Annotated in this window: 16 protein-coding genes, 1 tRNA gene and 1 pseudogene; 9 read left to right on the top strand and 9 right to left on the bottom strand. The window is 73.0% G+C overall.

Annotated features, from left to right (window positions below; translation table 11 throughout):
• Nucleotides 1–46 precede the first annotated feature (46 nt).
• The 4 genes from aroA to hisN all read left to right on the top strand — a co-directional run bounded on the left by aroA (nt 47) and on the right by hisN (nt 3,783).
• On the top strand, nt 47–1,378 hold the full coding sequence (aroA, locus tag ACIO5D_RS14165; RefSeq protein ID WP_363604637.1) for a 3-phosphoshikimate 1-carboxyvinyltransferase: 1,332 nt from the start codon (nt 47–49) through the stop codon (nt 1,376–1,378).
• A 15-nt stretch (nt 1,379–1,393) separates the two neighbouring features.
• Complete coding sequence (gene rsgA, locus ACIO5D_RS14160; RefSeq protein ID WP_363604635.1) at nt 1,394–2,449, top strand: ribosome small subunit-dependent GTPase A; 1,056 nt, start codon at nt 1,394–1,396, stop codon at nt 2,447–2,449.
• Nucleotides 2,450–2,579: 130 nt separating this feature from the next.
• Nucleotides 2,580–2,903, top strand: coding sequence for a multidrug efflux SMR transporter (locus ACIO5D_RS14155; protein ID WP_363604634.1), 324 nt, complete (start codon nt 2,580–2,582; stop codon nt 2,901–2,903).
• Between the two features lie 82 nt (nt 2,904–2,985).
• On the top strand, nt 2,986–3,783 hold the full coding sequence (hisN, locus tag ACIO5D_RS14150) for a histidinol-phosphatase (RefSeq protein WP_363604632.1): 798 nt from the start codon (nt 2,986–2,988) through the stop codon (nt 3,781–3,783).
• A gap of 55 nt (nt 3,784–3,838) precedes the next feature.
• On the opposite strand, the gene ACIO5D_RS14145 is transcribed toward hisN, so the two are convergent.
• Nucleotides 3,839–5,320, bottom strand: coding sequence for a catalase (locus tag ACIO5D_RS14145; protein ID WP_363604631.1), 1,482 nt, complete (start codon nt 5,318–5,320; stop codon nt 3,839–3,841).
• Between the two features lie 105 nt (nt 5,321–5,425).
• On the opposite strand from ACIO5D_RS14145, the gene ACIO5D_RS14140 reads away from it, so the two are divergent.
• A complete protein-coding gene (locus ACIO5D_RS14140) occupies nt 5,426–5,845 on the top strand; it encodes a Fur family transcriptional regulator (protein ID WP_400655168.1) in 420 nt (139 codons plus the stop codon).
• A gap of 30 nt (nt 5,846–5,875) precedes the next feature.
• Here ACIO5D_RS14140 and ACIO5D_RS14135 read toward each other — a convergent pair whose 3' ends face one another.
• The 3 genes from ACIO5D_RS14135 to ACIO5D_RS14125 all read right to left on the bottom strand — a co-directional run bounded on the left by ACIO5D_RS14135 (nt 5,876) and on the right by ACIO5D_RS14125 (nt 11,346).
• Nucleotides 5,876–7,861: a tetratricopeptide repeat protein gene (locus ACIO5D_RS14135; protein WP_400795234.1), complete on the bottom strand. Its 1,986-nt coding sequence runs from the start codon at nt 7,859–7,861 to the stop codon at nt 5,876–5,878.
• A gap of 358 nt (nt 7,862–8,219) precedes the next feature.
• Nucleotides 8,220–8,293: transfer RNA gene (locus tag ACIO5D_RS14130), tRNA-Met, on the bottom strand.
• A gap of 56 nt (nt 8,294–8,349) precedes the next feature.
• A complete protein-coding gene (locus tag ACIO5D_RS14125) occupies nt 8,350–11,346 on the bottom strand; it encodes a UPF0182 family protein (RefSeq protein WP_363604628.1) in 2,997 nt (998 codons plus the stop codon).
• 176 nt (nt 11,347–11,522) lie between these two features.
• Here ACIO5D_RS14125 and ACIO5D_RS14120 point away from each other — a divergent pair, with 176 nt between their 5' ends.
• Nucleotides 11,523–12,086: a PPA1309 family protein gene (locus ACIO5D_RS14120; RefSeq protein WP_400655164.1), complete on the top strand. Its 564-nt coding sequence runs from the start codon at nt 11,523–11,525 to the stop codon at nt 12,084–12,086.
• 21 nt (nt 12,087–12,107) lie between these two features.
• On the opposite strand, the gene ACIO5D_RS14115 is transcribed toward ACIO5D_RS14120, so the two are convergent.
• The 4 genes from ACIO5D_RS14115 to ACIO5D_RS14100 all read right to left on the bottom strand — a co-directional run bounded on the left by ACIO5D_RS14115 (nt 12,108) and on the right by ACIO5D_RS14100 (nt 15,388).
• Complete coding sequence (locus ACIO5D_RS14115) at nt 12,108–13,187, bottom strand: PDZ domain-containing protein (RefSeq protein ID WP_363604625.1); 1,080 nt, start codon at nt 13,185–13,187, stop codon at nt 12,108–12,110.
• A gap of 42 nt (nt 13,188–13,229) precedes the next feature.
• Entirely contained in the window at nt 13,230–13,430 is a 201-nt protein-coding gene (locus ACIO5D_RS14110) for a hypothetical protein (protein WP_363604624.1), read from the bottom strand.
• A 212-nt stretch (nt 13,431–13,642) separates the two neighbouring features.
• Nucleotides 13,643–14,083 (bottom strand): molybdenum cofactor biosynthesis protein MoaE, encoded by a 441-nt coding sequence (locus ACIO5D_RS14105; protein ID WP_363604623.1) that lies wholly within the window; start codon nt 14,081–14,083, stop codon nt 13,643–13,645.
• 156 nt (nt 14,084–14,239) lie between these two features.
• A complete protein-coding gene (locus ACIO5D_RS14100; RefSeq protein ID WP_363604622.1) occupies nt 14,240–15,388 on the bottom strand; it encodes an NAD-dependent epimerase/dehydratase family protein in 1,149 nt (382 codons plus the stop codon).
• A 210-nt stretch (nt 15,389–15,598) separates the two neighbouring features.
• On the opposite strand from ACIO5D_RS14100, the gene ACIO5D_RS14095 reads away from it, so the two are divergent.
• Nucleotides 15,599–17,134: a zinc-dependent metalloprotease gene (locus ACIO5D_RS14095; protein ID WP_400655160.1), complete on the top strand. Its 1,536-nt coding sequence runs from the start codon at nt 15,599–15,601 to the stop codon at nt 17,132–17,134.
• Nucleotides 17,131–17,718: an NUDIX hydrolase gene (locus ACIO5D_RS14090; RefSeq protein WP_400655158.1), complete on the top strand. Its 588-nt coding sequence runs from the start codon at nt 17,131–17,133 to the stop codon at nt 17,716–17,718. The genes ACIO5D_RS14095 and ACIO5D_RS14090 overlap by 4 nt, the downstream gene beginning before the upstream one ends.
• Before the next feature lie 104 nt (nt 17,719–17,822).
• Here ACIO5D_RS14090 and ACIO5D_RS14085 read toward each other — a convergent pair.
• Nucleotides 17,823–18,374, bottom strand: a pseudogene (locus ACIO5D_RS14085) (M48 family metallopeptidase); the annotation flags it as partial.
• A 450-nt stretch (nt 18,375–18,824) separates the two neighbouring features.
• Here ACIO5D_RS14085 and ACIO5D_RS14080 point away from each other — a divergent pair.
• Nucleotides 18,825–19,913 (top strand): ThiF family adenylyltransferase, encoded by a 1,089-nt coding sequence (locus ACIO5D_RS14080; protein ID WP_400795232.1) that lies wholly within the window; start codon nt 18,825–18,827, stop codon nt 19,911–19,913.
• Nucleotides 19,914–20,294: the final 381 nt, after the last annotated feature.

The raw sequence follows: 20,294 nt of genomic DNA, 5'->3' as shown, positions 1-20,294 counted from the left end.
GGACCACTCGCGGGGACAGTTCCCCTGCGGCCCCTAAACTTGCCCCATGACCGAGACCCTGTGGCCCGCCCCCGTCGCGACCGCCCCCGTTGACGCCACCGTCACCATCCCCGGCTCCAAGTCGGTCACCAACCGGGCCCTGGTGCTGGCCGCCCTCGCCGGCGAGCCCGGCTGGGTGCGGCACCCCCTGCGCAGCCGCGACTCCCAGCTGATGGCCGACGGCCTGCGCGCCCTGGGCGTCGGCATCGAGGAGCGGGTCAACAACGACGCCGGCGGCACCGGCGGCGGCGAGGCCTGGCGGATCATCCCCGCGCCCGCCCTGCTCGGCCCGGCCAGCGTCGACGTCGGCAACGCCGGCACGGTCATGCGCTTCCTGCCCCCGCTCGCCGTCCTGGCCGACGGCCCGGTCCGCTTCGACGGCGACCCGCGCAGCTACGAGCGCCCCCAGCACGGCGTGATCAACGCCCTGCGCGCGCTCGGCGCCCGGATCGACGACGGCGGCCGCGGCGCCTTCCCGCTCACCGTGCACGGCACCGGCTCGCTGGACGGCGGCACGGTCGAGCTGGACGCCTCCGCCTCCTCCCAGTTCGTCTCCGCCCTGCTGCTCTCCGGCGCCCGCTACAACCAGGGCGTCGAGGTCCGGCATGTCGGCGGCCCGGTCCCCTCGCTGCCGCACATCCGGATGACGGTCGAGATGCTGCGGCTCGCCGGGGTCCAGGTGGACGCCCCCGAGGACGGCGGTGAGAAGGACGTCTGGCGGGTCACCCCCGGCGCCCTGATCGGCCGCGACATGGTGGTCGAGCCGGACCTCTCCAACGCCGCGCCGTTCTTCGCCGCCGCCCTGGTCACCGGCGGCCGGGTGACCGTCCGCGACTGGCCGAAGCACACCACCCAGCCCGGCGACCAGCTGCGCGACCTCTACACGCGGATGGGCGGGCGCTGCGAGTTCACCGACGAGGGCCTGCAGTTCACCGGCACCGGCCGGATCCACGGCATCGAGGCGGACCTGCACGACGTCGGCGAGCTGACCCCGGTGATCGCCGCCGTCGCCGCGCTGGCCGACTCCGAGTCCCACCTGTACGGCATCGCCCACCTGCGGCTGCACGAGACCGACCGGCTCGCCGCGCTCGCCAAGGAGATCAACGACCTCGGCGGCGATGTCACCGAGACCGAGGACGGCCTGCGGATCCGCCCGCGCCCGCTGCACGGCGGCGTCTTCCACACCTACGAGGACCACCGCCTGGCCACCGCCGCCGCGGTGATCGGCCTGGCCGTCGACGGCGTCCGGGTGGAGAACGTGGCCACCACCGCCAAGACCCTGCCGGACTTCCCGAAGATGTGGGCGGAACTGCTCGGCGAAGCGGTGGCGGGCGCCTGAGCGGAGACTGAGCACATGCGCCGCTACGGCAAGGACGCCGACGAGGACGACATCCGCAACCGCCCGGGCCGCAAGGGCTCCCGGCCGCGGACCAGGATCCGGCCCAAGCACGAGGACGCCGCCGAGGCGATGGTGCTGACCGTCGACCGGGGCCGGCTGACCTGCCTGGTGGACGCCGGGACCAGGCAGGAACGCGAGATCACCGCCATGAAGGCCCGTGAGCTGGGCCGCAAGGGCGTCGTCGTCGGCGACATCGTCAACCTGGTCGGCGACCTCTCCGGGGACGCCGACACCCTGGCCCGGATCGTCCGGGTCGAGGAGCGCACCTCGGTGCTGCGCCGCACCGCGGACGACGACGACCCGTACGAGCGGATCGTCGTCGCCAACGCCCAGCAGCTGGCCATCGTGACCGCGCTGGCCGACCCGGAGCCCCGGCCCCGGCTGATCGACCGCTGCCTGGTGGCCGCGTACGACGCGGGCATGGAGCCGCTGCTGGTGCTCACCAAGTCCGACCTGGCCCCGGCGGCGCCGCTGCTGGAGTCCTACGCCCCGCTCGGCATCACCTATGTGGTGACCCGGCGGGACGAGCTGGCCACCGCCGGCGCCGAGGCCGTCCGCGCGTACCTGCGCGGCCGTTCCACGGTGTTCATCGGGCACTCCGGTGTCGGCAAGACCACCCTGGTCAACGCCCTGGTGCCGGAACACCAGCGGTCCACCGGCCGGGTCAACGCGGTGACCGGCCGCGGCCGGCACACCACCGTCTCCGCCCTGGCACTGCGGCTGCCCCCGCCGCCGGGCGCCAAGCCCGGCTCGAAGAAGGCGCTCGACCCGGGCTGGGTGATCGACACCCCGGGCTTCCGCTCCTTCGGTCTCTCCCACATCGACCCGTCCCGGGTCATCCTCGCCTTCCCCGACCTGGAGCCGGGCACCGCCGACTGCCCGCGCGCGTGCAGCCACGACGAGCCCGACTGCGCGCTGGACGCCTGGGTCGCGGAGGGCCACGCCGAGGCCGCCCGGCTCTACTCGCTGCGCCGACTGCTGGCCAGCAAGGACACCCGCGAGGGCGACTGACGGGCGTTCGCCTCGGACCGCCCCGCGGGTTTTCGGGGCGTTCGAGGTGTCGGAGCACCCATGCCTGGTGATCATAGGAAAGTCGGGCCGGATCGCGGTCCGGCCCGTCGATCGACAGGGAGAGCACGCGATGGCATGGGCCCTGGTGATCCTGGCCGGTCTGCTGGAGACGGGCTTCGCGATCAACCTCAAGCTCAGCGAGGGCTTCACCAAACTCTGGCCCACCATCAGCTTCTGCGTCTTCGCCCTCAGCAGCTTCGGCCTGCTCACCCTCTCCCTGAAGAACCTGCCGGTCGGCCCCGCGTACGCGGTCTGGACCGGCATCGGCGCGGCCGGCACCGCGATCTACGGCATGGTCTTCCTGGACGAGGCGACCTCGGTGCTCAAGCTGGTCTCGATCTCGCTGGTGATCGCCGGTGTGATCGGCCTGCAGCTCAGCGGCTCGGTGCACTGATCCGGGCGGACGGCCCCCGGGGCGCCGTCCGCTCCGCGTGCCCGGCTGTCCCGATCGGGGCGGGCTCGCTAGGGTTTCTGGCATGGCCGATTACCACGACGATCTCCGACTCGCCCATGTCCTCGCCGACTCGGCCGACTCGGTCACCCTGGAGCGCTTCCGCGCGCTCGACCTGAAGATCGAGACCAAGCCCGACCTCACCCCCGTCAGCGACGCCGACAAGGCCGCCGAGGAACTGGTGCGCGGGGTGCTTCAGCGCGCCCGCCCGCGCGACGCGGTGCTCGGCGAGGAGTTCGGCCTGCAGGGCTCGGGCCCCCGTCGCTGGGTGATCGACCCGATCGACGGCACCAAGAACTACATCCGCGGTGTGCCGGTCTGGGCCACCCTGATCGCCCTGATGGAGGACGGCCCGGACGGCGTGGAGCGCCCGGTGGTCGGCATGGTCTCCGCCCCGGCGCTGAACCGCCGCTGGTGGGCGGCCAAGGACCTCGGCGCCTTCGCCGGCCGCAGCCTGGCCAAGGCGAGCCGGATCCACGTCTCCGGCGTCTCCCGGATCGAGGACGCCTCGTTCTCCTACTCCTCGCTCACCGGCTGGGAGGAGCGCGGCCGTCTCGACCCGTTCCTGGACCTCACCCGGGCCTGCTGGCGCACCCGCGCCTACGGGGACTTCTGGTCCTACATGATGGTCGCCGAGGGCGCGGTCGACATCGCCGCCGAACCCGAGCTGTCGCTCTGGGACATGGCCGCCAACTGCGTCATCGTCGAGGAGGCCGGCGGCCGCTTCACCGGTCTGGACGGCATCCCCGGCCCGGGCGGCGCCGACGCGGTCGCCTCCAACGGCCTGCTGCACGAGGAGGCCCTGCGCCGCCTCAGCGTCTGAGGTCCCCCTGCCCCCGGCGAGCAGCAGGCACGGGCCTGCTGCTCGCCCGGGTGTCCTACTGCTGCTGCTTGCGCAGCTCCCGCACCGCCGCCTCCAGGCGCCGGCCGTAGTCGGCGTCGGCCTTGCGGAAGTTCTCGATCGCCCGCTCGACGATGTCGTCGCGGTCGGCCGAGACCTTGGCGATGAAGCCGGCCAGGTTGGCGATCAGCCGCTGCTTCTCGTCCTCGTCGAACAGCCGGTACAGGTTGCCGGCCTGCACGAAGTCGTTGTCCTCGGCGTGCGAGGGCGCCTCGTGGGTGCCGGTGCCGCCGGTGACCTGGGTCGGGGCCCAGAGCGGACGGCCGGTCTGAACCGGGCCGCCGAAGCTGTTCGGCTCGTAGTTCTTCTGCCGGCCGTGGCGGCCGTCGTACAGGGAGCCGTCCCGGCTGTTGGTGCGCGCCTCGGTGGCGTGCGGGCGGTTCACCGGCAGGTGGTCGGCGTTGATGCCGACGCGGTAGCGGTGGGCGTCCGCGTACGCGAACAGACGGCCCTGCAGCATCTTGTCCGGGGACGGGCCGATGCCGGGCACGAAGTGCGCCGGGGAGAAGATCGACTGCTCGACCTCGGCGAAGATGTTGTCGGGGTTGCGGTTGAGCTCCAGCTTGCCGATCTCGATCGGCGGGTAGTCCGCGTGCGGCCAGACCTTGGTCAGGTCGAACGGGTTGAAGCGGTACTGCGCCGCGTCCGCCGCCGGCATGATCTGGACCTGCACCGTCCAGGTCGGGAACTCGCCGCGCTCGATCGCCTCGCGCAGGTCGCGCTGGTGGCTGTCCGGGTCCTCGCCGGCGAGCCTGGCGGCCTCCTCGGCGGTCAGGTTGCGGATGCCCTGGTCGGTCTTGAAGTGGTACTTGACCCAGAAGTGCTCGCCGGCCTCGTTCTGCCACTGGTAGGTGTGCGAGCCGTAGCCGTTGAGGTGGCGGTAGGACGCCGGGATGCCGCGGTCGCCGAAGAGCCAGGTCACCTGGTGGGTCGCCTCGGGCGACAGGCCCCAGAAGTCCCAGACGTTGTCCGCCTCCTGCGAGCCGGTGTACGGGTCCCGCTTCTGGGTGTGGATGAAGTCCGGGAACTTGGTGGCGTCCTTGATGAAGAACACCGGGGTGTTGTTGCCGACGAGGTCGTAGTTGCCCTCCTCGGTGTAGAACTTCAGCGCGAAGCCGCGCGGGTCGCGGACGGCGTCGGCGGAGCCGAGGTTGCCGGCCACCGTGGAGAACCGCAGGAACGTCTCGGTCTGCTTGCCGACCTCGGAGAGGAAGGCGGCCCGGGTGTAGGCGGACACGTCGGCGGTCACCGTGAAGGTGCCGTACGCGGCGGCGCCGCGGGCGTGCACCACCCGCTCCGGGATGCGCTCGCGGTTGAAGTGCGCGAGCTTCTCGAACAGTTGCTGATCCTGGATCAGCGCCGGGCCGCCGACACCGGCGGTCTCGGTGTTCTGGTTGTCGGCGACAGGGGCACCCGCCTCCGTGGTGAGGGTGGGGCGCAGCTCGTCCTGGGTAGTCATATGAGGGTGCCTCCGCGTGATCCGGTTGTTACGACTCGATCCTAACTTGGACTTTGTCTAAGTCAACACTGGAACCAAGTTCGGAGTGTCACCTACCCTGTATCCATGAACGACCTGCTGGAACGACTTCGCGGACGTGGGTGGCGGCTGACCTCGCAGCGCCGGGTCGTGGCCGAGGTCCTCGATGGTGAGCATGTCCACCTCACGGCGGACGAGGTGCACGCCCGCGCCGTGGAACGCCTGCCCGAGATCAGCCGCGCGACGGTCTACAACACGCTCGGCGAACTCGTCTGCCTCGGCGAGGTCCTGGAGGTCGCCACCGACGGCCGCGCCAAGCGGTACGACCCCAACGCCCACCACGCCCACCAGCACCTGGTCTGCTCCGGCTGCGGCGCGATCCGCGACGTCCACCCCCAGGGCGACCCGCTGGCCTCGCTGCCCGCCTCCGAGCGGTTCGGCTTCGTCGTCTCCGGGGCCGAGATCACCTACCGCGGGCTCTGTCCGGACTGTACGACCGGGCCCTGAGCCCGTACGGGCACAGCCCCCGCCGGGGCGCTACGCGCTCAGCTCGGCGTGCAGCGCGCCCAGCAGCCGCCCGGCCCGCTCCGCCACCTCGGCCGGACCGTGGTCGGCGGCCCGCCGGCACCAGTTCTCCGCCTGCACCGGCTCGCCGCGCCGCAGCGCCAGCAGGGCCAGCCGCAGCGCCGCCCGCCCGTGGCCGGCGTCGGCGGCCCGGGTGTACCAGAGCATCGCCTCCGCCTCGCTGTCCTGCCGGGCCAGCAGCAGCCCCAGATTGAACGCGGCACTGCGGCTGCCCGCCTCCGCCGCCCGCCGGTACCAGCTCTCCGCGATCTCCAGCGCACCCCGCTCGGCCGCCCGCACACCCATCCGCACCTGGGCCCGCCGGTGGCCGGCGTCCGCCGCGAGCGCGTACCAGTGCTCGGCCTCCTCGTCCGCGTCGCCGCGCCGGTCCAGCACCGAGGCCAGCCGGAACGCGCCCTCCGCCGAACCGCCCGCCGCCGCCTGCCGGTAGCGCTCCAGCGCGCCGGCCAGGTTGCCCCGCTGCTCCTGGACCACGGCCAGTTGGAGCGCGGCCTCGCCGTGCCCCTCGGCGGCGGCGCGCGCGTACCACTCGTACGCCTGCCGGTGCTCCCCGCGCCCGGCGTGCAGGACGCCCAGGTTGAAGGCGCCGTCCACGCTGCCCGCCTCGGCCGCCTTGGAGAACCACGGCTCGGCACCCGACTCGTCCCCGCGCTGCAGCAGCACCACGGCCAGCGCGTTGCACGCCTCCCGGTGCCCGGCGTACGCGGCGCGGCGGTACCACTGCTCGGCCTGCTGGTCCCGGCCCGCGCCGGCGCAGAGCAGACCGAGGTTGAACGCGCCGTTCTGGTCGCCCGCCTCCAGCGCGCCGCGGTACCAGTGCTCGGCCTCCTTGGCCTCGCCCCGGCTCGCGTGCAACGCCCCCAGGGCGTTGGCGGCGTTGCCGTCCCCCGCCTCGGCGGCCTCCCGCCACCACTCGGCGGCGGCCGTCGGGTCCCCGGCGTCGCGCAGCAGGAAGCCCAGCGCGCAGGCGGCCCGCGGCTCGCCGTTCTGCGCCGACTGCCGGTACCAGCGGGCGGCCTCGTCCAGCAGCGAGCGGTCGGTGCGGGCGCGCTCCTCCAGCAGCACGCCCAGCCGCAGCGCGGCGCGGGGGTGGCTGCGCGCGGCGGCGGTGCGGTACCAGGTCTCGGCGGTCTCCTTGTCCCCGGCGGCCTCGCGCATCCGGGCCAGCCGGTAGGCGGCCTCCCGGTGCCCGGCGTCGGCGGACACCTTGAACCAGCGCTCGGCGCGCACGTCGCGCCGGTGCTCCATCAGGTCGCCCAGCGCGTAGGCGCCCAGCGGGTGGCCGTGGTCGGCGGCGAAGTGCAGCCAGTACTCGGCGGCCTCCTCCTCGCCCTGGTCCCGCAGTTGCAGCCCGAGCGCGTGCGCGGCGGGCGCGCTGCCGGCCACCGCGGCCTGCCGCCACCACTGGGCGGCCTCGGCCCGGTGGCCCTGCTGGTGCAGCAGCACACCGAGGTTGTTGGCGGCGGCGCGCAGCCCGGCGGCGGCGGCGCCGCGCAGGTACGGCTCGGCGTCCTCCAGGTCGCCGCGGCGCAGCAGCAGGGTGCCGAGCCGGCCGGCGGCCTCCGCGTCGCCCCCGTCGGCGGCCTGGCGGTGGCGGGCCTCCAGGGCGGCCTGCTCGCGGGCGGCCAGGGCGGTCTCGAAGCTGGTGGAGTCCAGCCCGGCGGTGTCGAGGCCGGCGGAGCCCCGCTCGCCCGGGCCGTCGGCGGCCTCGGCCGCGGCGCCGTACGGGCCGATGCCGGCGGCGAACTGCCGGGCGGAGACGTGCACCAGGCTGTCCGGGCCGTAGCCGTCGACCGGACGGCGCTCCGTCAGGCCGCTGGTGCGCTGGGCCGGGAGGGCGCCGGGGTGCTTCGCGGGACTCTCCGCCCAGGCGTCGGTGTCCGCCTCGGTGGTCGCAGCGGGCTTGGCTCCTGGTCCGTTCCTGCCGATCAGCCTCATGCCGACTCCCGCTCCCCCAGAGTGTCGCGGCATCCTCCCCCAGCCTTCGGCCGGGGGGACCCCCAGGGGACCCGCCGGATCCGACGGCTGGTCAGCAGCCGTGCACCGTCCCCCATGTGCCCCATCGTCGCATCACCCGCAACCCGCGTACACCTGCCCCGGCCGATTTCGGCGGGGCAGACCCGAAGCCGACGAAATTGCTTCGGCGCTTTGTCGATTTCCCGACACTTGGGCCCCACAAACCCCGATGCCGGCGTCATTGGCGACGGTCGATCCTACCGGAGCGCACCCTGCCACCCCCGGGCGAAAACGCCAGAGGCCCGGAGGATTGAATCCTCCGGGCCTCTGTGCTACTGAGTAGCGGGGACAGGATTTGAACCTGCGACCTCTGGGTTATGAGCCCAGCGAGCTACCGAGCTGCTCCACCCCGCGTCGGTAGCTGAACCATAGCACGGGTCCGGGGTGGAACAGGAATCGGTTCTCCCAGCTCAGGGGCTCGTGCTCGCCCCGGCGCTCGGCGAGGTGCCCTGGGTGGGTGTCGGGGCGGGCGTGGCCGGCGCGGTGCCGCCGTCCTTCTGCTGGGCCGCCCCGGCCGCCTTGATCGCGTCCCCGATCGCCTTCTGGGCCTGGCCGAAGGCCGCCCAGTCACCGCTCTTCAACGCGTTCTGGCTGTCCGTGTAGGCCTTGTCCAGGTCCGTCAGGGCCTTCTGCAGCTCCGGCGAGGCCGCCGTACCGGTGCCGGTGCCCGGTGTGGGCGCCGGCGTGGTGGGCGCGGTCGGGCTGGTCGGCGTGCCCGGGCTGGTCGGCGCGGTCGGCGTGGTCCCGGGGGCGGCGTTGGCGAAGACCTTCTTCAGCGCCTCCTCCAGGGTGTTCTCGAACGCCACGTTGTCGTTCCCGTACACCGCGAGGACCTTCTGCAGCGTCGGGTACTTGGCGCCGCGGCCACGCACGTACACCGGCTCGACGTTGAGCAGTCCGCCGCCGACCGGCAGGGTCAGCAGGTTGCCGTACTCCAGCTCGGAGTCACCGCCGCTCTTCAGCAGGGTGATCTGCTGGGCCACCTCCTGCCGGGAGTTGAACTGCGACTGCACCAGGTTGGGGCCGAGCGTCTTGCTGTCCCCGGGCACCTTGAGGATGCGGATCTTCCCGTAGTCCGGCCCCGGATCCGCGTCGACCGCCATGAAGGCCGCCAGGTTGTCCCGGCCGCTCGGCACGAAGGTGCTGGTGAGCGAGAAGCTGGCCGAGGTGACCGCCGGGTCCGGCATCCGCACCGTCAGGTAGTACGGCGGCTGGACCTGCTTGGTGTCACTGGTCGGGTCCACCGGGACCTGCCAGATGTCGCTGCCGTTGAAGAACGAGTTGGCGTCCGTCACGTGGTACTGGCCGAGCAGGTCGCGCTGCACCTTGAACATGTCCTGCGGGTAGCGCAGGTGCGGCATCAGCGTGTCCGGGATGTCGGCCTTGGGCTTGACGGTGTCCGGGAACGCCTTCATCCAGGTCTTCAGCACCGGGTCGTTCTCGTCCCACTGGTAGAGCGTCACCTCGCCGGTGTACGCGTCCACGGTGGCCTTGACCGAGTTGCGGATGTAGTTGACCTGGTTGGCGACGGTCAGCAGCTCACCACGCTGGTTGGTCAGCGAGTCCTTGGTGGCCGTGCCCAGCGTCGTCTTGGACGCGAACGGGTAGCCGTCCGAGGTGGTGTAGCCGTCCAGCACCCAGACCACCCGGCCCGGCTGCCCGTTCACGCCCGGCTCGACCACCGGGTACGGGTCGGCGTCGATGGAGAGCCACGGGGCGACCTTCTCGACCCGCTCCTTGGGCGTCCGGTCGTAGATCACCTTGGCGCCGTCGGTGATCGCGCCCGCGTACAGGATCTGCGGCTCGGCGAACTTCACCGCGTACGCGGCACGGGTGATCGGGTTGTCCAGCGACACCCCGCTGCCGGCGGTGTACTGGTACTCCTTGTTCTCGCCGGAGTCGGTGGTGTAGTCGATCTCCTGGTTGGACCCGCCGACGATCGAGTACGTGCCCGTCTTCTCGCCGTAGTAGATCCGCTGCTGGTAGTCGCCCAGCGAACCGGTGGCCGGCAGACCGGACTCGGTGAAGACCGGCTGGCCCTTGTCGTTGACCTGGTTGCCCTTGGCCACCACGGCGCCGTAGCCGTGCGTGTACTTGAAGTGGTCGTTGATCCAGTTCCGCTGCACGCCGTTGAGGTCCAGCTCACGCAGACCGATCACGGTGTCCTGCGCACCCTCGCCCTTGCCGTACCGGTCCACGTCCAGGGTGGACGGGAACGCGTAGTACGAGCGCTGCTGCTCGATCGACTGGAAGGTCGGGGAGACCACGTTCGGGTCCAGCAGACGGATGTCCGCGATGGTCTGCGCGTCCGGCTTGAGCGCCTCCGCCGTGGTCGAACCCTGCGGGGTGTACTGGGTGGTCTGGCTGTCCGCGATGCCGTACGCCTGCCGCGTCGCGTCGATGTTCTTCTGGATGTACGGCGTCTCCTTGGCCTGCTCGTTCGGCTTGACCTGGAACTGCTGCACGATCGCCGGGTAGACCCCGCCGATCAGCACCGCCGACAGCACCATCAGCCCGAGGCCGATCAGGGCCGGCGCCCAGGTGCGGCGGATCGGGGTCAGGAAGAACAGCACCGCGCAGATGATCGCGACGAAGAACAGGATGGTCTTGGCCGGCAGGAACGCGTTGGCGTCCACGTAACGCAGGCCCGTCCAGCCCGAGACGCCCTTGTACGAGCCGGTCTTCACGGCCAGCGCGTACCGGTCCAGCCAGTACGCGACCGCCTTCAGCAGCACGAACACACCCAGCAGCACCGCCAGGTGGCCCTGCGCGCCCGCACTGGCCCGACGGCCCGGGCCCTGCAGCCGCAGGCCCCCGTACAGGTAGTGCACCAGCACCGAGGTCAGCAGCGAGACGATCACCGCGCTGAACGCGAAGCCCAGCAGGAACTCGTAGAACGGCAGCTCGAAGGCGTAGAACGAGACGTCCATGCCGAACTGCGCGTCCTTGACGCCGAAGGACGTCTCATTGGTCCACAGCAGCCAGGTCCGCCACTGGCCGGACGCCGCGGCACCGGCCACCAGGCCGATCACCAGCGAGACGCCGATCAGCGCCCAGCGCTTGAACGGCGCCAGGCCGGCCCGGTAGCGGTCCAGGCTCTGCTGCTCCACCGACATCGCCGACAGCGGCGGCCGGAGCCGGTGCGCCAGCCAGATGTTGGCGCCCACGATCAGCGCCATCAGCAGGCCGAAAACGGCGAACAGGCCGATCTTCGTCCAGAGCTGGGTGGTGAACACCGAGGAATAGTGGACCGACTTGAACCAGAGCCAGTCCGTCCAGAATCCGGCGAACATGACGAACAGCAGGAAGAGCACCGCGAGCACGCCCAGGGTCAGCAGGAGTACCCGCGCGCGCCGGGAGGGCGGGCCTACTCTGCGCCGGAAACCCGGCCCTGAGCGTTCCGGCATCTGGAATACCACGGTGGCACCTCAGCTGTGTCGTCTGGAAATGGGTCGGTCGTCAGTGCAACTTAACCAGGCTTTAGCCGAGTTCCCACCGTTAGCAGACGGTTACGACAACGTTCCCCCTCCCTCCCCCCGGCACGCGGCACCGCCCCGGCGGTCCGGCGTGTGAGGATTGAGGCATGTCCGATGTCTCCCCTTCCCCCGACGACGTCTCCAAGCTCCCGGCCGCGACCCCGCTCACCCGGGCCGCCCTGGAGATCGACGAGTACGCCGCCACCCTCGGCTGGGACCTCCCGGCCCGGCTGTTCGCCCTGGTGGACAGCGCCCAGCTGCGCAAGGCCGACCCCCGGATCGCCGAGCAGCTCGGTCTCTCCGGCGGCGACGAGCCCGGCCTCACCCCGGTCGAGCAGGACGAACTGCCGGACGGCATGGAGCTGGACAAGTTCCTCGGCACCATCGCCTGGCCCGCCGCGGTGGCCGGCTGCGCCCTGGTGGTCGAGCGGCTGATGCTGCCGCCCGGCGCCGAGCAGTCCCGCCCGCGCAACGCGACCGACGCCCAGCTCGCCGACTGGGTGGCCGGCCACCCCAAGCGCGAGGAGGTGCGGATCACCGCCGCCGTGCTGCGCGACGGCAAGAAGGAGATCGCCCTGCGGCTGCGCTCCAAGGACACCGCCCGCGAGGTGCTGACCGGCCCCGACCTCGTGCCGGGTCTGACCGCCGCGCTGCTGGCGACGTTCTCCTGACCGACGGGCGCCCGCCCGCGGCTACTTGACGCAGGACGGCAGCGCGGAGGCCTGCCCGGAGCGGATCTGCTCCAGCGACTTCAGCGCGCCGTCCAGCGTCTCGGCCTTGACCAGGGTCAGCCCGGACGGGGTGTTCTTGGCGGCCTCGGTGCAGTTGGCGGCCGGGGTGAAGAAGTACTCGGCGCCGGCGTCCCGGGCGGCGATCAGCTTCATCGATATCCCGCCGATCGGGCCGACCTTGCCGGAGTCGTCGATGGTGCCGGTGCCCGCGACGAACTTGCCGCCGGTGAGGTCGTCGGGCGTCAGCTTGTCGATGATGCCCAGCGAGAACATCAGGCCGGCGCTCGGCCCGCCGACGTCCTGCAGCCCGATGTCGATCTGGAACGGGTAGGTGTGCCGGATGCCCGGGTAGATGCCGACCATCGCGTTGCCCGTCTCGGGGGACTTGGCGGTGGTGACGGTGACATCGGTGCGCGCCGCCGGATCGGCCTTGCCGCCGTCCTTGACCCGCGGCACCACGGTGAAGACCGTCTTCTCGCCCGGCTGGTGCCTGGTGACCGCCTCGGTCACGCCCTCGAGGGTGGAGACCGGCGTGCCGTCGATCGCGACGATCTGGTCACCGGCGTGCAGCACGCCCTCCGCCGGGCTGTGGGCCGTCACGGCCTTGACGATCAGCTCGTTGCCCACCGGAATGCCGAGTTCGGTGAGCGCCGCCGTCCGCGCGCTGTCCTCCGACGACGCGAACTCCTCGGCGTTCTGCCGCTTGGCGTCGGCGTCCGTCTGCCCCTTCGGGTAGACGTTGTCGTGCGGCACCACCAGCACGTCGTCCCGCAGCCACCCGACCACGGCGGAGACCAGGCTGGGCTCGTACTTGGCCCCGGTGACCTGGACGGTGGTCATGTTGAGGTGCCCGCTGGTCGGGTACGACTCGCGGCCGGTGATGGTGATCACCGGCGTGCCCGTCTTGTCCTGCGTCCCGAGCGTGTTGTACGTCGGCCCCGGGCTCATCTCCGTGTACGGCACCTTCATCAGCACCGAGACGCAGAGCAGCGCTATGAGCAGCAGGGTGGCGGCGAGCATCGTCGCAGAGCGGCGTGGCATGCCTCGACAGTACGGGACGCGCGTGACAGCACGCCCGCCGGGCTACCGGCCGGGACGCTCACCGGGGCCGGTGGCCGCGGTGCTGTCGGCGGTGGTGCGTTCCATCGCCGCCATGAAGCGCCGGTGCTCGGCGAGCGAGGCGGGATCCCCCGTGGCCTTCGGCGCCCGCTGGGCCCACCCCGCCCAGACGGCGGCGACCAGCGCGGCGACAACCGGAATGATCAACCAGGCGAGCGCAGCCATATCCGTCACTCCCAGCTCGTCGTGTCTATGAGCAGATTAACCACTCCGGCGGACAACGCGGACGGCGCCACCCGGGTTACGGCACCGCCGATCGGCTCACCGCCGGGGAGTATTCGGAGCAGCCGGCCACACCCGTTCGGGTGAGGAACCGGCGCGCCTGCGTGCAGAGCCGCCACGGCCGCCATCGGGGCGGCAACACGAGCCACGCGGGGTCAGCAGCCTCCGGCGCCGACCCACTCCTCCTCGCCGTCGGAGAACACCTGGTGCTTCCAGATCGGCACCTCGTGCTTGAGGTCGTCGATCAGCCGGCGGGCGGCGGCGAACGCCTCCCCGCGGTGGGCGCACGAGACGGCGACGATCACGGCCTTGTCGGTGATCTCCAGCCGCCCGATCCGGTGCACCGCGGCGAGCGCCCGGACCGGGAAGTCCGCGACGACCTTCTCCGCGATCCGGCGCATCTCCTGCTCCGCGGTGGGGTGACAGCTGTACTCCAGCGCGGCGACCGGCTTGCCGCCGTCGTGGTCACGGACCGTCCCGACGAAGACGGTCGTACCACCGGCCGCGTCGTCGCCGACCGCCTCGTACACCTCGTCGAGCGAGAGCGGGGTGTCGCGGACGGCGAGCAGACGGATGGGGTCGTGATTCTCGGACATGACCTTATGATTCCCCATCCCTGGCGCTTTCGGACAAGAGTCTTCCGCATCACGACGGTGAAATTTCGCATCGCGAGAATGCCGCCACCGGTCGCGGCCGGTGGGCCACGGCCGACGACCGGAGACCGACGGCCGCCGCCGGGGGCCGGGCACGGGTCAGAAGCGCCGCCGCTTGCGGGCCCGGCGCACCAGCGCGGCCGTACCGACCAGCGCCACCGTCGCCCCGGCCGCGCCCAGGCTGGTGGCGGCCTCCTTGCCGCCGAGCCGGCGGCCGGCCACCGCGTGCTTCCCCGAGACCTGCGCCAGCAGCTCGGCCAGCACCTGCTCATTGGTGTACACCGGACGCCACCCCGCCTCGTGCAGCCGGCTGCCGGAGACCACCCACGGGTACATCGTGTAGGCGAGGTCACCGGCCGGGGCCGGGGTCAGACCGAGCCGGTGCAGCCGGGCCGCGGTGCCCAGCGCCAGCGAGGCCGGCAGCTCCATCCGCCGGATGCCCGACAGCCGCTCCACGTCCTCCTGCTCCAGCCAGCCGTCGCAGCCGACCGTGACCTCCCCCTCGACCAGCCCCAGCGCCGCGTACTCCAGCGCCGCCGCCAGATCGTCCACGTGGCAGAACTGCCAGCACGGCCGGGACCCCGCCACCACCAGCAGCCGGGGCGCCTCGAAGTGCCGGGTCAGCACGGTGTCCACCCCCGGCCCGACCACGACGGCGGGCCGCAGCACGGTCACCTGCAGCCCCGGGTGGGCACGGGGTGCCCGCCGGGCGAGGCGCTCGATCTCCAGCAGGTCCCCGACCAGCGAGGCCTCCTCGGTGGCCCGCAGCTCCGAGTCCTCGGCCAGCGGGACCTCGTTGTCGGCCAGCGCGCCGTAGACCATCGCCGAGGTGCAGAGCACCACCCGGTGCACCCCGGCGGCCGCGGCGGCGGTCAGCACGGTCTGCGCGCCCCGCACGTTGTAGGCGCTGCGGGCGCGCGGGTCGGACTCCATGCCGAGGTCCATCGCCAGGTGGACCACCACGTCGACCCCGGCCAGCCGCTCGGCCACCGCGGGGTCCCGGACGTCCAGGACGCGCCACTGCACGCCGGGCACCTCCCCGCGCCGGTCGTCGACCGCGAGGACCTTCCTGACCCCTGGCGAGGCCACCAGCCGGGCCGCGACGCGTTCGCCGAGGACACCGGCGGCGCCGGTCACGGCCACGGTCAGCGGTCTCCCGCCGTAGGCTGGAGGCGGCGACGCCGTGGTGTCCAGGGCGTCCTCTCCTCCGGTCAGCCCAGAGCGAACGTCCGAAGGCGGGGAACTCACCGGCCATCCTCCACGGTTAGCTTTATGTGCGTGCGTACGTGTGTCACGTACGCCCATCCTGCCCGAGGCGAAGGCCCGGCGGTGCACCCGGCGCGGTCCAGCCGTGCGGGAGCCGCCCACCGGCCGCGAGTCCCCCACTCCGCCGACCTCCTCGGGCGCCGAGACTTTTCCGCCACCACCCGCATGACGGCCGACCGGATCGAGGACCCCGTGAGCGACCTTCCCTTCGGATTCGGCGTTCCGCCAGAGGAGCCCGAGGACGGCAAGGCCAAGCCCGAGGACGAGCAGAAGAAGAAGGACCAGGAGCAGAGCGGTCCCCCGTCGTTCGGCTTCGCCGGGAACCCCTTCGGCGCGCTGTTCGGGATGGGCATGCCCGGCGGTCCCGGTACGCCCGGGGCACCCGGCGCTCCCGGCGGTCCCGGCGCGGACAACCCGTTCGCCGCGATGTTCGGCGGCCTCAACCCCAACGACCTCGGCGCCGCCTTCCAGCAGCTCGGGCAGATGCTGTCGTTCGACGGCGGCCCGGTGAACTGGGACCTCGCCAAGGACATCGCCCGCCAGACCGTGGTCGCCGAGCCCACCGAGGGCAAGAGCAAGGACCGCTCGGTCAGCGCCGCCGAACGCTCGGCCGTCGCCGAGGCCGTCCGCCTCGCCGACCTCTGGCTGGACGGCGCCACCGAGTTCCCCTCCGGCGCCGGCACCGCCGTCGCCTGGAGCCGGGCCGAGTGGATCGAGGCCACCCTGCCGGTCTGGAAGGACCTGGTCGACCCGGTCGCCGAGCGCGTCGGCAACGCCATGGGCGGCGTCCTGCCCGAGGAGATGCAGGCCATGGCCGGCCCGCTGATGGGCATGATGCGCTCGATGGGCGGCGCCATGTTCGGCACCCAGATCGGCCAGGCGCTCGGCGCGCTCGCCGGCGAGGTCGTCGGCTCCGCCGATGTCGGCCTGCCGCTCGCCCCGGCCGGCAAGGCCGCGCTGCTGCCGCAGAACGTCGCCGAGTTCGGCGAGGGCCTGAGCGTGCCCGCCGACGAGGTCCGGCTCTACCTCGCCCTGCGCGAGGCCGCCCACCAGCGCCTGTTCGCCCATGTGCCGTGGCTGCGCGCCCACCTGCTGGGCGCCGTCGAGGCCTACGCCCGCGGCATCAAGGTCGACAGCTCCCGGATGGAGGAGCTGGCCGGCCAGCTCGACCCGAGCAACCCCGAGGCGCTCCAGGAGGCACTGGCCGGCGGCCTGCTCCAGCCCGAGGACACCCCCGAGCAGAAGGCCGCGCTCGCCCGCCTGGAGACGGCGCTCGCGCTGGTCGAGGGCTGGGTGGACGCCGTCGTGCACACCGCCGCCGAGCCGCACCTGCCGCAGGCCGGCGCGCTGCGCGAGACCGTCCGCCGCCGCCGCGCGGCCGGCGGGCCCGCCGAGCAGACCTTCGCCACCCTGGTCGGCCTGGAGCTGCGCCCGCGCCGGCTGCGCGACGCCGCCCGGCTCTGGGCACTGCTCGCCGACGCCCGCGGCATCGAGGGCCGCGACGACCTCTGGCAGCACCCCGACATGCTGCCCACCGCCGCCGACCTCGACGACCCGGACGCCTTCGTGCACCGGGGCACCGGTGACCTGGAGGGCGGCATCGACTTCGACGCGATCGACAAGCTGCTCGGCGAGGCGGCCGCGGGCGGCTCCCCGAAGCACGACCTCACCAAGGACGGCGGCGAGGACGGCAAGAACGACGACGGGAAGGGCGAGCCCACCGCATGACGGTCACCGAGACGGGCGCGTCCGCCCTGCACGCGGACGCCGTCCGCACCCTGAGCCGCTGGCAGCCCGCCGACCCGGACCAGGACCGGTTGCGCCGCGACTACCTGGACCACCTCGCCGAGCAGCCCGAGGGGCTGTTCCGGTCCTGCCTGCCCGCCCACATCACCGCCAGCGCGGCGGTCGTCGACCCGACCGCCGGGCGGGTGCTGCTCACCCTGCACCCCAAGGTCGGCATCTGGCTGCAGATGGGCGGCCACTGCGAGCCGGGCGACCGGGACCTGGCCTCCGCCGCACTGCGCGAGGCCACCGAGGAGTCGGGCATCGCGGACCTCACCCTGCTGGCCGTCGACGGCACGCCGGTGCCGACCAGGCTCGACCGGCACCAGGTCCGCTGCACCGGCAAGGACCAGCCGGAGAACATCCACCTGGACGTCCAGTACGTCGCGGTGGCCCCGCCGGGCGCGCAGGCGCTGATCAGCGAGGAGTCACTGGACCTGCGCTGGTTCGACTACGACCGGCTGCCCGAGCTCACCGACCACTCGGTGCGCGACCTGGTGGCACGGGCCCGGAGGCTGACGGCCTGAGGTACGACGGATGAAGGGGGCGCGGGCCGATGTGGCCCGCGCCCCCTTCAGTCGTCCTCGCCACCGTGCCGCCGGACCCGAGCCGGGCGCGGCTCCGGGGGAACCTAGCCGCAGGATTCGGCCGGATCGGGCTCCGGGTCCGCATGCCGGGCGCCGGGGATGTGCGGCAGCCGGGCCGCCGAAACCACACCCTCCAGATAGCCGCGGGCCCGCTCGGTCCGCGGATACGCCTCCAGCAGCGCCCAGAAGGCGGGGCCGTGGTCGGGCACCAGCAGGTGGGCGAGCTCGTGCAGCAGCACATAGTCGACGACGTACTCCGGCATGCCCTGGAGGCGGTGCGAGAGCCGGATCGTCCGCTCGCTGGGGGTGCAGGAGCCCCAGCGCGAGTTCTGGTTGGTGACCCAGCGCACCTGGGCCGGCTGGGCGCGACCGCCCAGGTAGGCGGCCGACAGCTCGCGGGCCCGGGCCGCCAGCGCGTCGTCCCCGAGGACCCGGCGGCTCTCCTGGGCGGCCAGCTTCTCCAGCATCTGCGCGACCCAGCGCTGCTCCTCGGCGTGCGACATCCGGGCCGGGATCAGCACGACGGTGCGATCGCCCTCGCGGTACGCGGACACGGTACGGCTGCGACGGGCACTCCGGCGGACCTCCACCCGGGAGCGGTCGGCATGCTTCCCGTCGAACCGCTCGGTATGCGACTCGGGGGGCTGCGCGGCGGGGGGCTGCGGCGGTTGCGGGGGCCTCTGCTGCTGATCCGGGCGCCCGCGTGTGCTCGGCGCGGCGACCTGCGACCCGGACGCTGCGCGGGCACGCCGACGCGACGCCGGGGGATGGGAGTCCCGTTCGGCTGCCATGCCACACGACGTTACCCGGTACCGCTGACAGAAGTCCGCTGCCGTGGCCGAAATCTTTCGTGGAGTGATCGGGAACGAAAAGCCGACAGCGGGTGTCCGGAAACCGTCTCGGGACCGCACGGCAAGTTATCCACAGGGCGTGCGAACAGATCTTCCGATCATGAGGCCGGACCTGTGGACAACGCACAGCACGATGTCGGGCCGATCGGGCATGCTGCCGTCAGCCGTCCGGAAACGATCGGAAGGAGAACCGTCGTGCGCCTTGTGCTGAAGCCCGCCCTCTCCCGCAGCTGGCGGGACGCGGAGACCCTGCAGTTCGGCACCGTCCGCCAGTACGCGGGGGTGCTCGAACGCGCCGACAAGGCCCTGTGCGACTTCCTCGGGCTCGTCGACGGGACGAGGGACCGGCCCGCGCTGCTCGACGCCGGTGAACGGGTGGGCTTCGGCCGCGACCCGGCCGACGCCCTGCTGGACGAACTCGAACAGGGCGGGCTGCTCGACGACGCCGACGCGGTGGGCGGCGCGCTGGCCCGCTTCCCGCAGCCGCATCGCGAACTGCTCGGGCCGGACCTCGCCTCGCTCTCCCTGGTGCACTCCAGCCCCGGCGCCGCGCCCGCCGTACTGGCCCGCCGGGCCGACACCCGGGTGGAGGTCCGCGGTGCCGGACGGGTCGGGGCGGCGCTCGCCGCCGTCCTCGCCGCCGGCGGCACGGGCACGGTCACCGTGACGGACGGCGGCCGGGTCACCCCCGGGGACTGCTCCCCCGCCGGGCTGCCACCGGGCGAGGTCGGGCGGCTGCGGACCAGCGCCGCCCGCGAGGCCGTCCAGCGGGCCTCGGCGCGCCGCCCGGCGGCGGGCGCCCGCCGTGCCGCCCCGAACAGGCCACCCGACCTGGTGGTGCTGGCGCCGAGGGACGGCAGCGGCGCGTTCGCCGGCGGCACCTACGAGGCGAGACAGCTGCTGCGGGCCGGGGTGCCCCATCTGTACGCCGGGGTGGTGGAGGAGATCGGGGTGGTCGGGCCGCTGGTGGTGCCGGGCCGCTCGGCCTGCGGCCACTGCCTGGTGCTGACGAGGGAGGACGAGGACGCGGCCTGGCCCCGGGTGCTGGCGCAACTCGCCGACGAGGGGCCGGGGCGGGCCCGTACCCCGGCCTGTGACACCGCCCTCGCGACGGCCGTCGCCGGTCTCGCCGCGCTGCATGTGCAGGTGTATCTGGACGGCGGACGCCCGCCCAGCGTCGACGGCTGGTGCGAACTCTCCGCCATCGACGGCATGCCCCGTCGGTTGCGGCTCAAGGGCCACCCCGACTGTGGCTGCCTCTGGCAGCCGCTGCCGCCGAACTGAGCGGAGGCCCAGGGACGGAACTCCGGCGGTCCGCCGGCAATACCGTCGTCTGGCGCCGGGTCGGCTGCTGCAGCAGCCGACCCGGACCGGCGAGCCACCACGCGGGGCCCGACGTGGGCTGCGCGGGAACGCGCAGGTGGGCTGCGCGGGAGCATGCATGTGGGCTGCGCGGGAGCGGGCAGGTGTGCTCGCTCCCCGTCCGGCCCGACAAGCCAAGATCACGGGAGGCGGGTGGGTGGGAGGGGGTGGGGGGTGGGCCCCCGGAAGCTCAGCCCAGCCCAGCCCAGCCCAGCCCGTCGGGCCCCGGCCCCCCCCCCCCCACCCGCCCCAAAACACCAAACCCAACCCCCCCCCCCCCCGGCGGGGGGCCGCACCCAGGCC

Source organism: Kitasatospora sp. NPDC087315, from assembly GCF_044744345.1.
Taxonomy (GTDB): Bacteria; Actinomycetota; Actinomycetes; order Streptomycetales; family Streptomycetaceae; genus Kitasatospora.
This window is presented reverse-complemented; position numbering and strand designations above follow the sequence as displayed.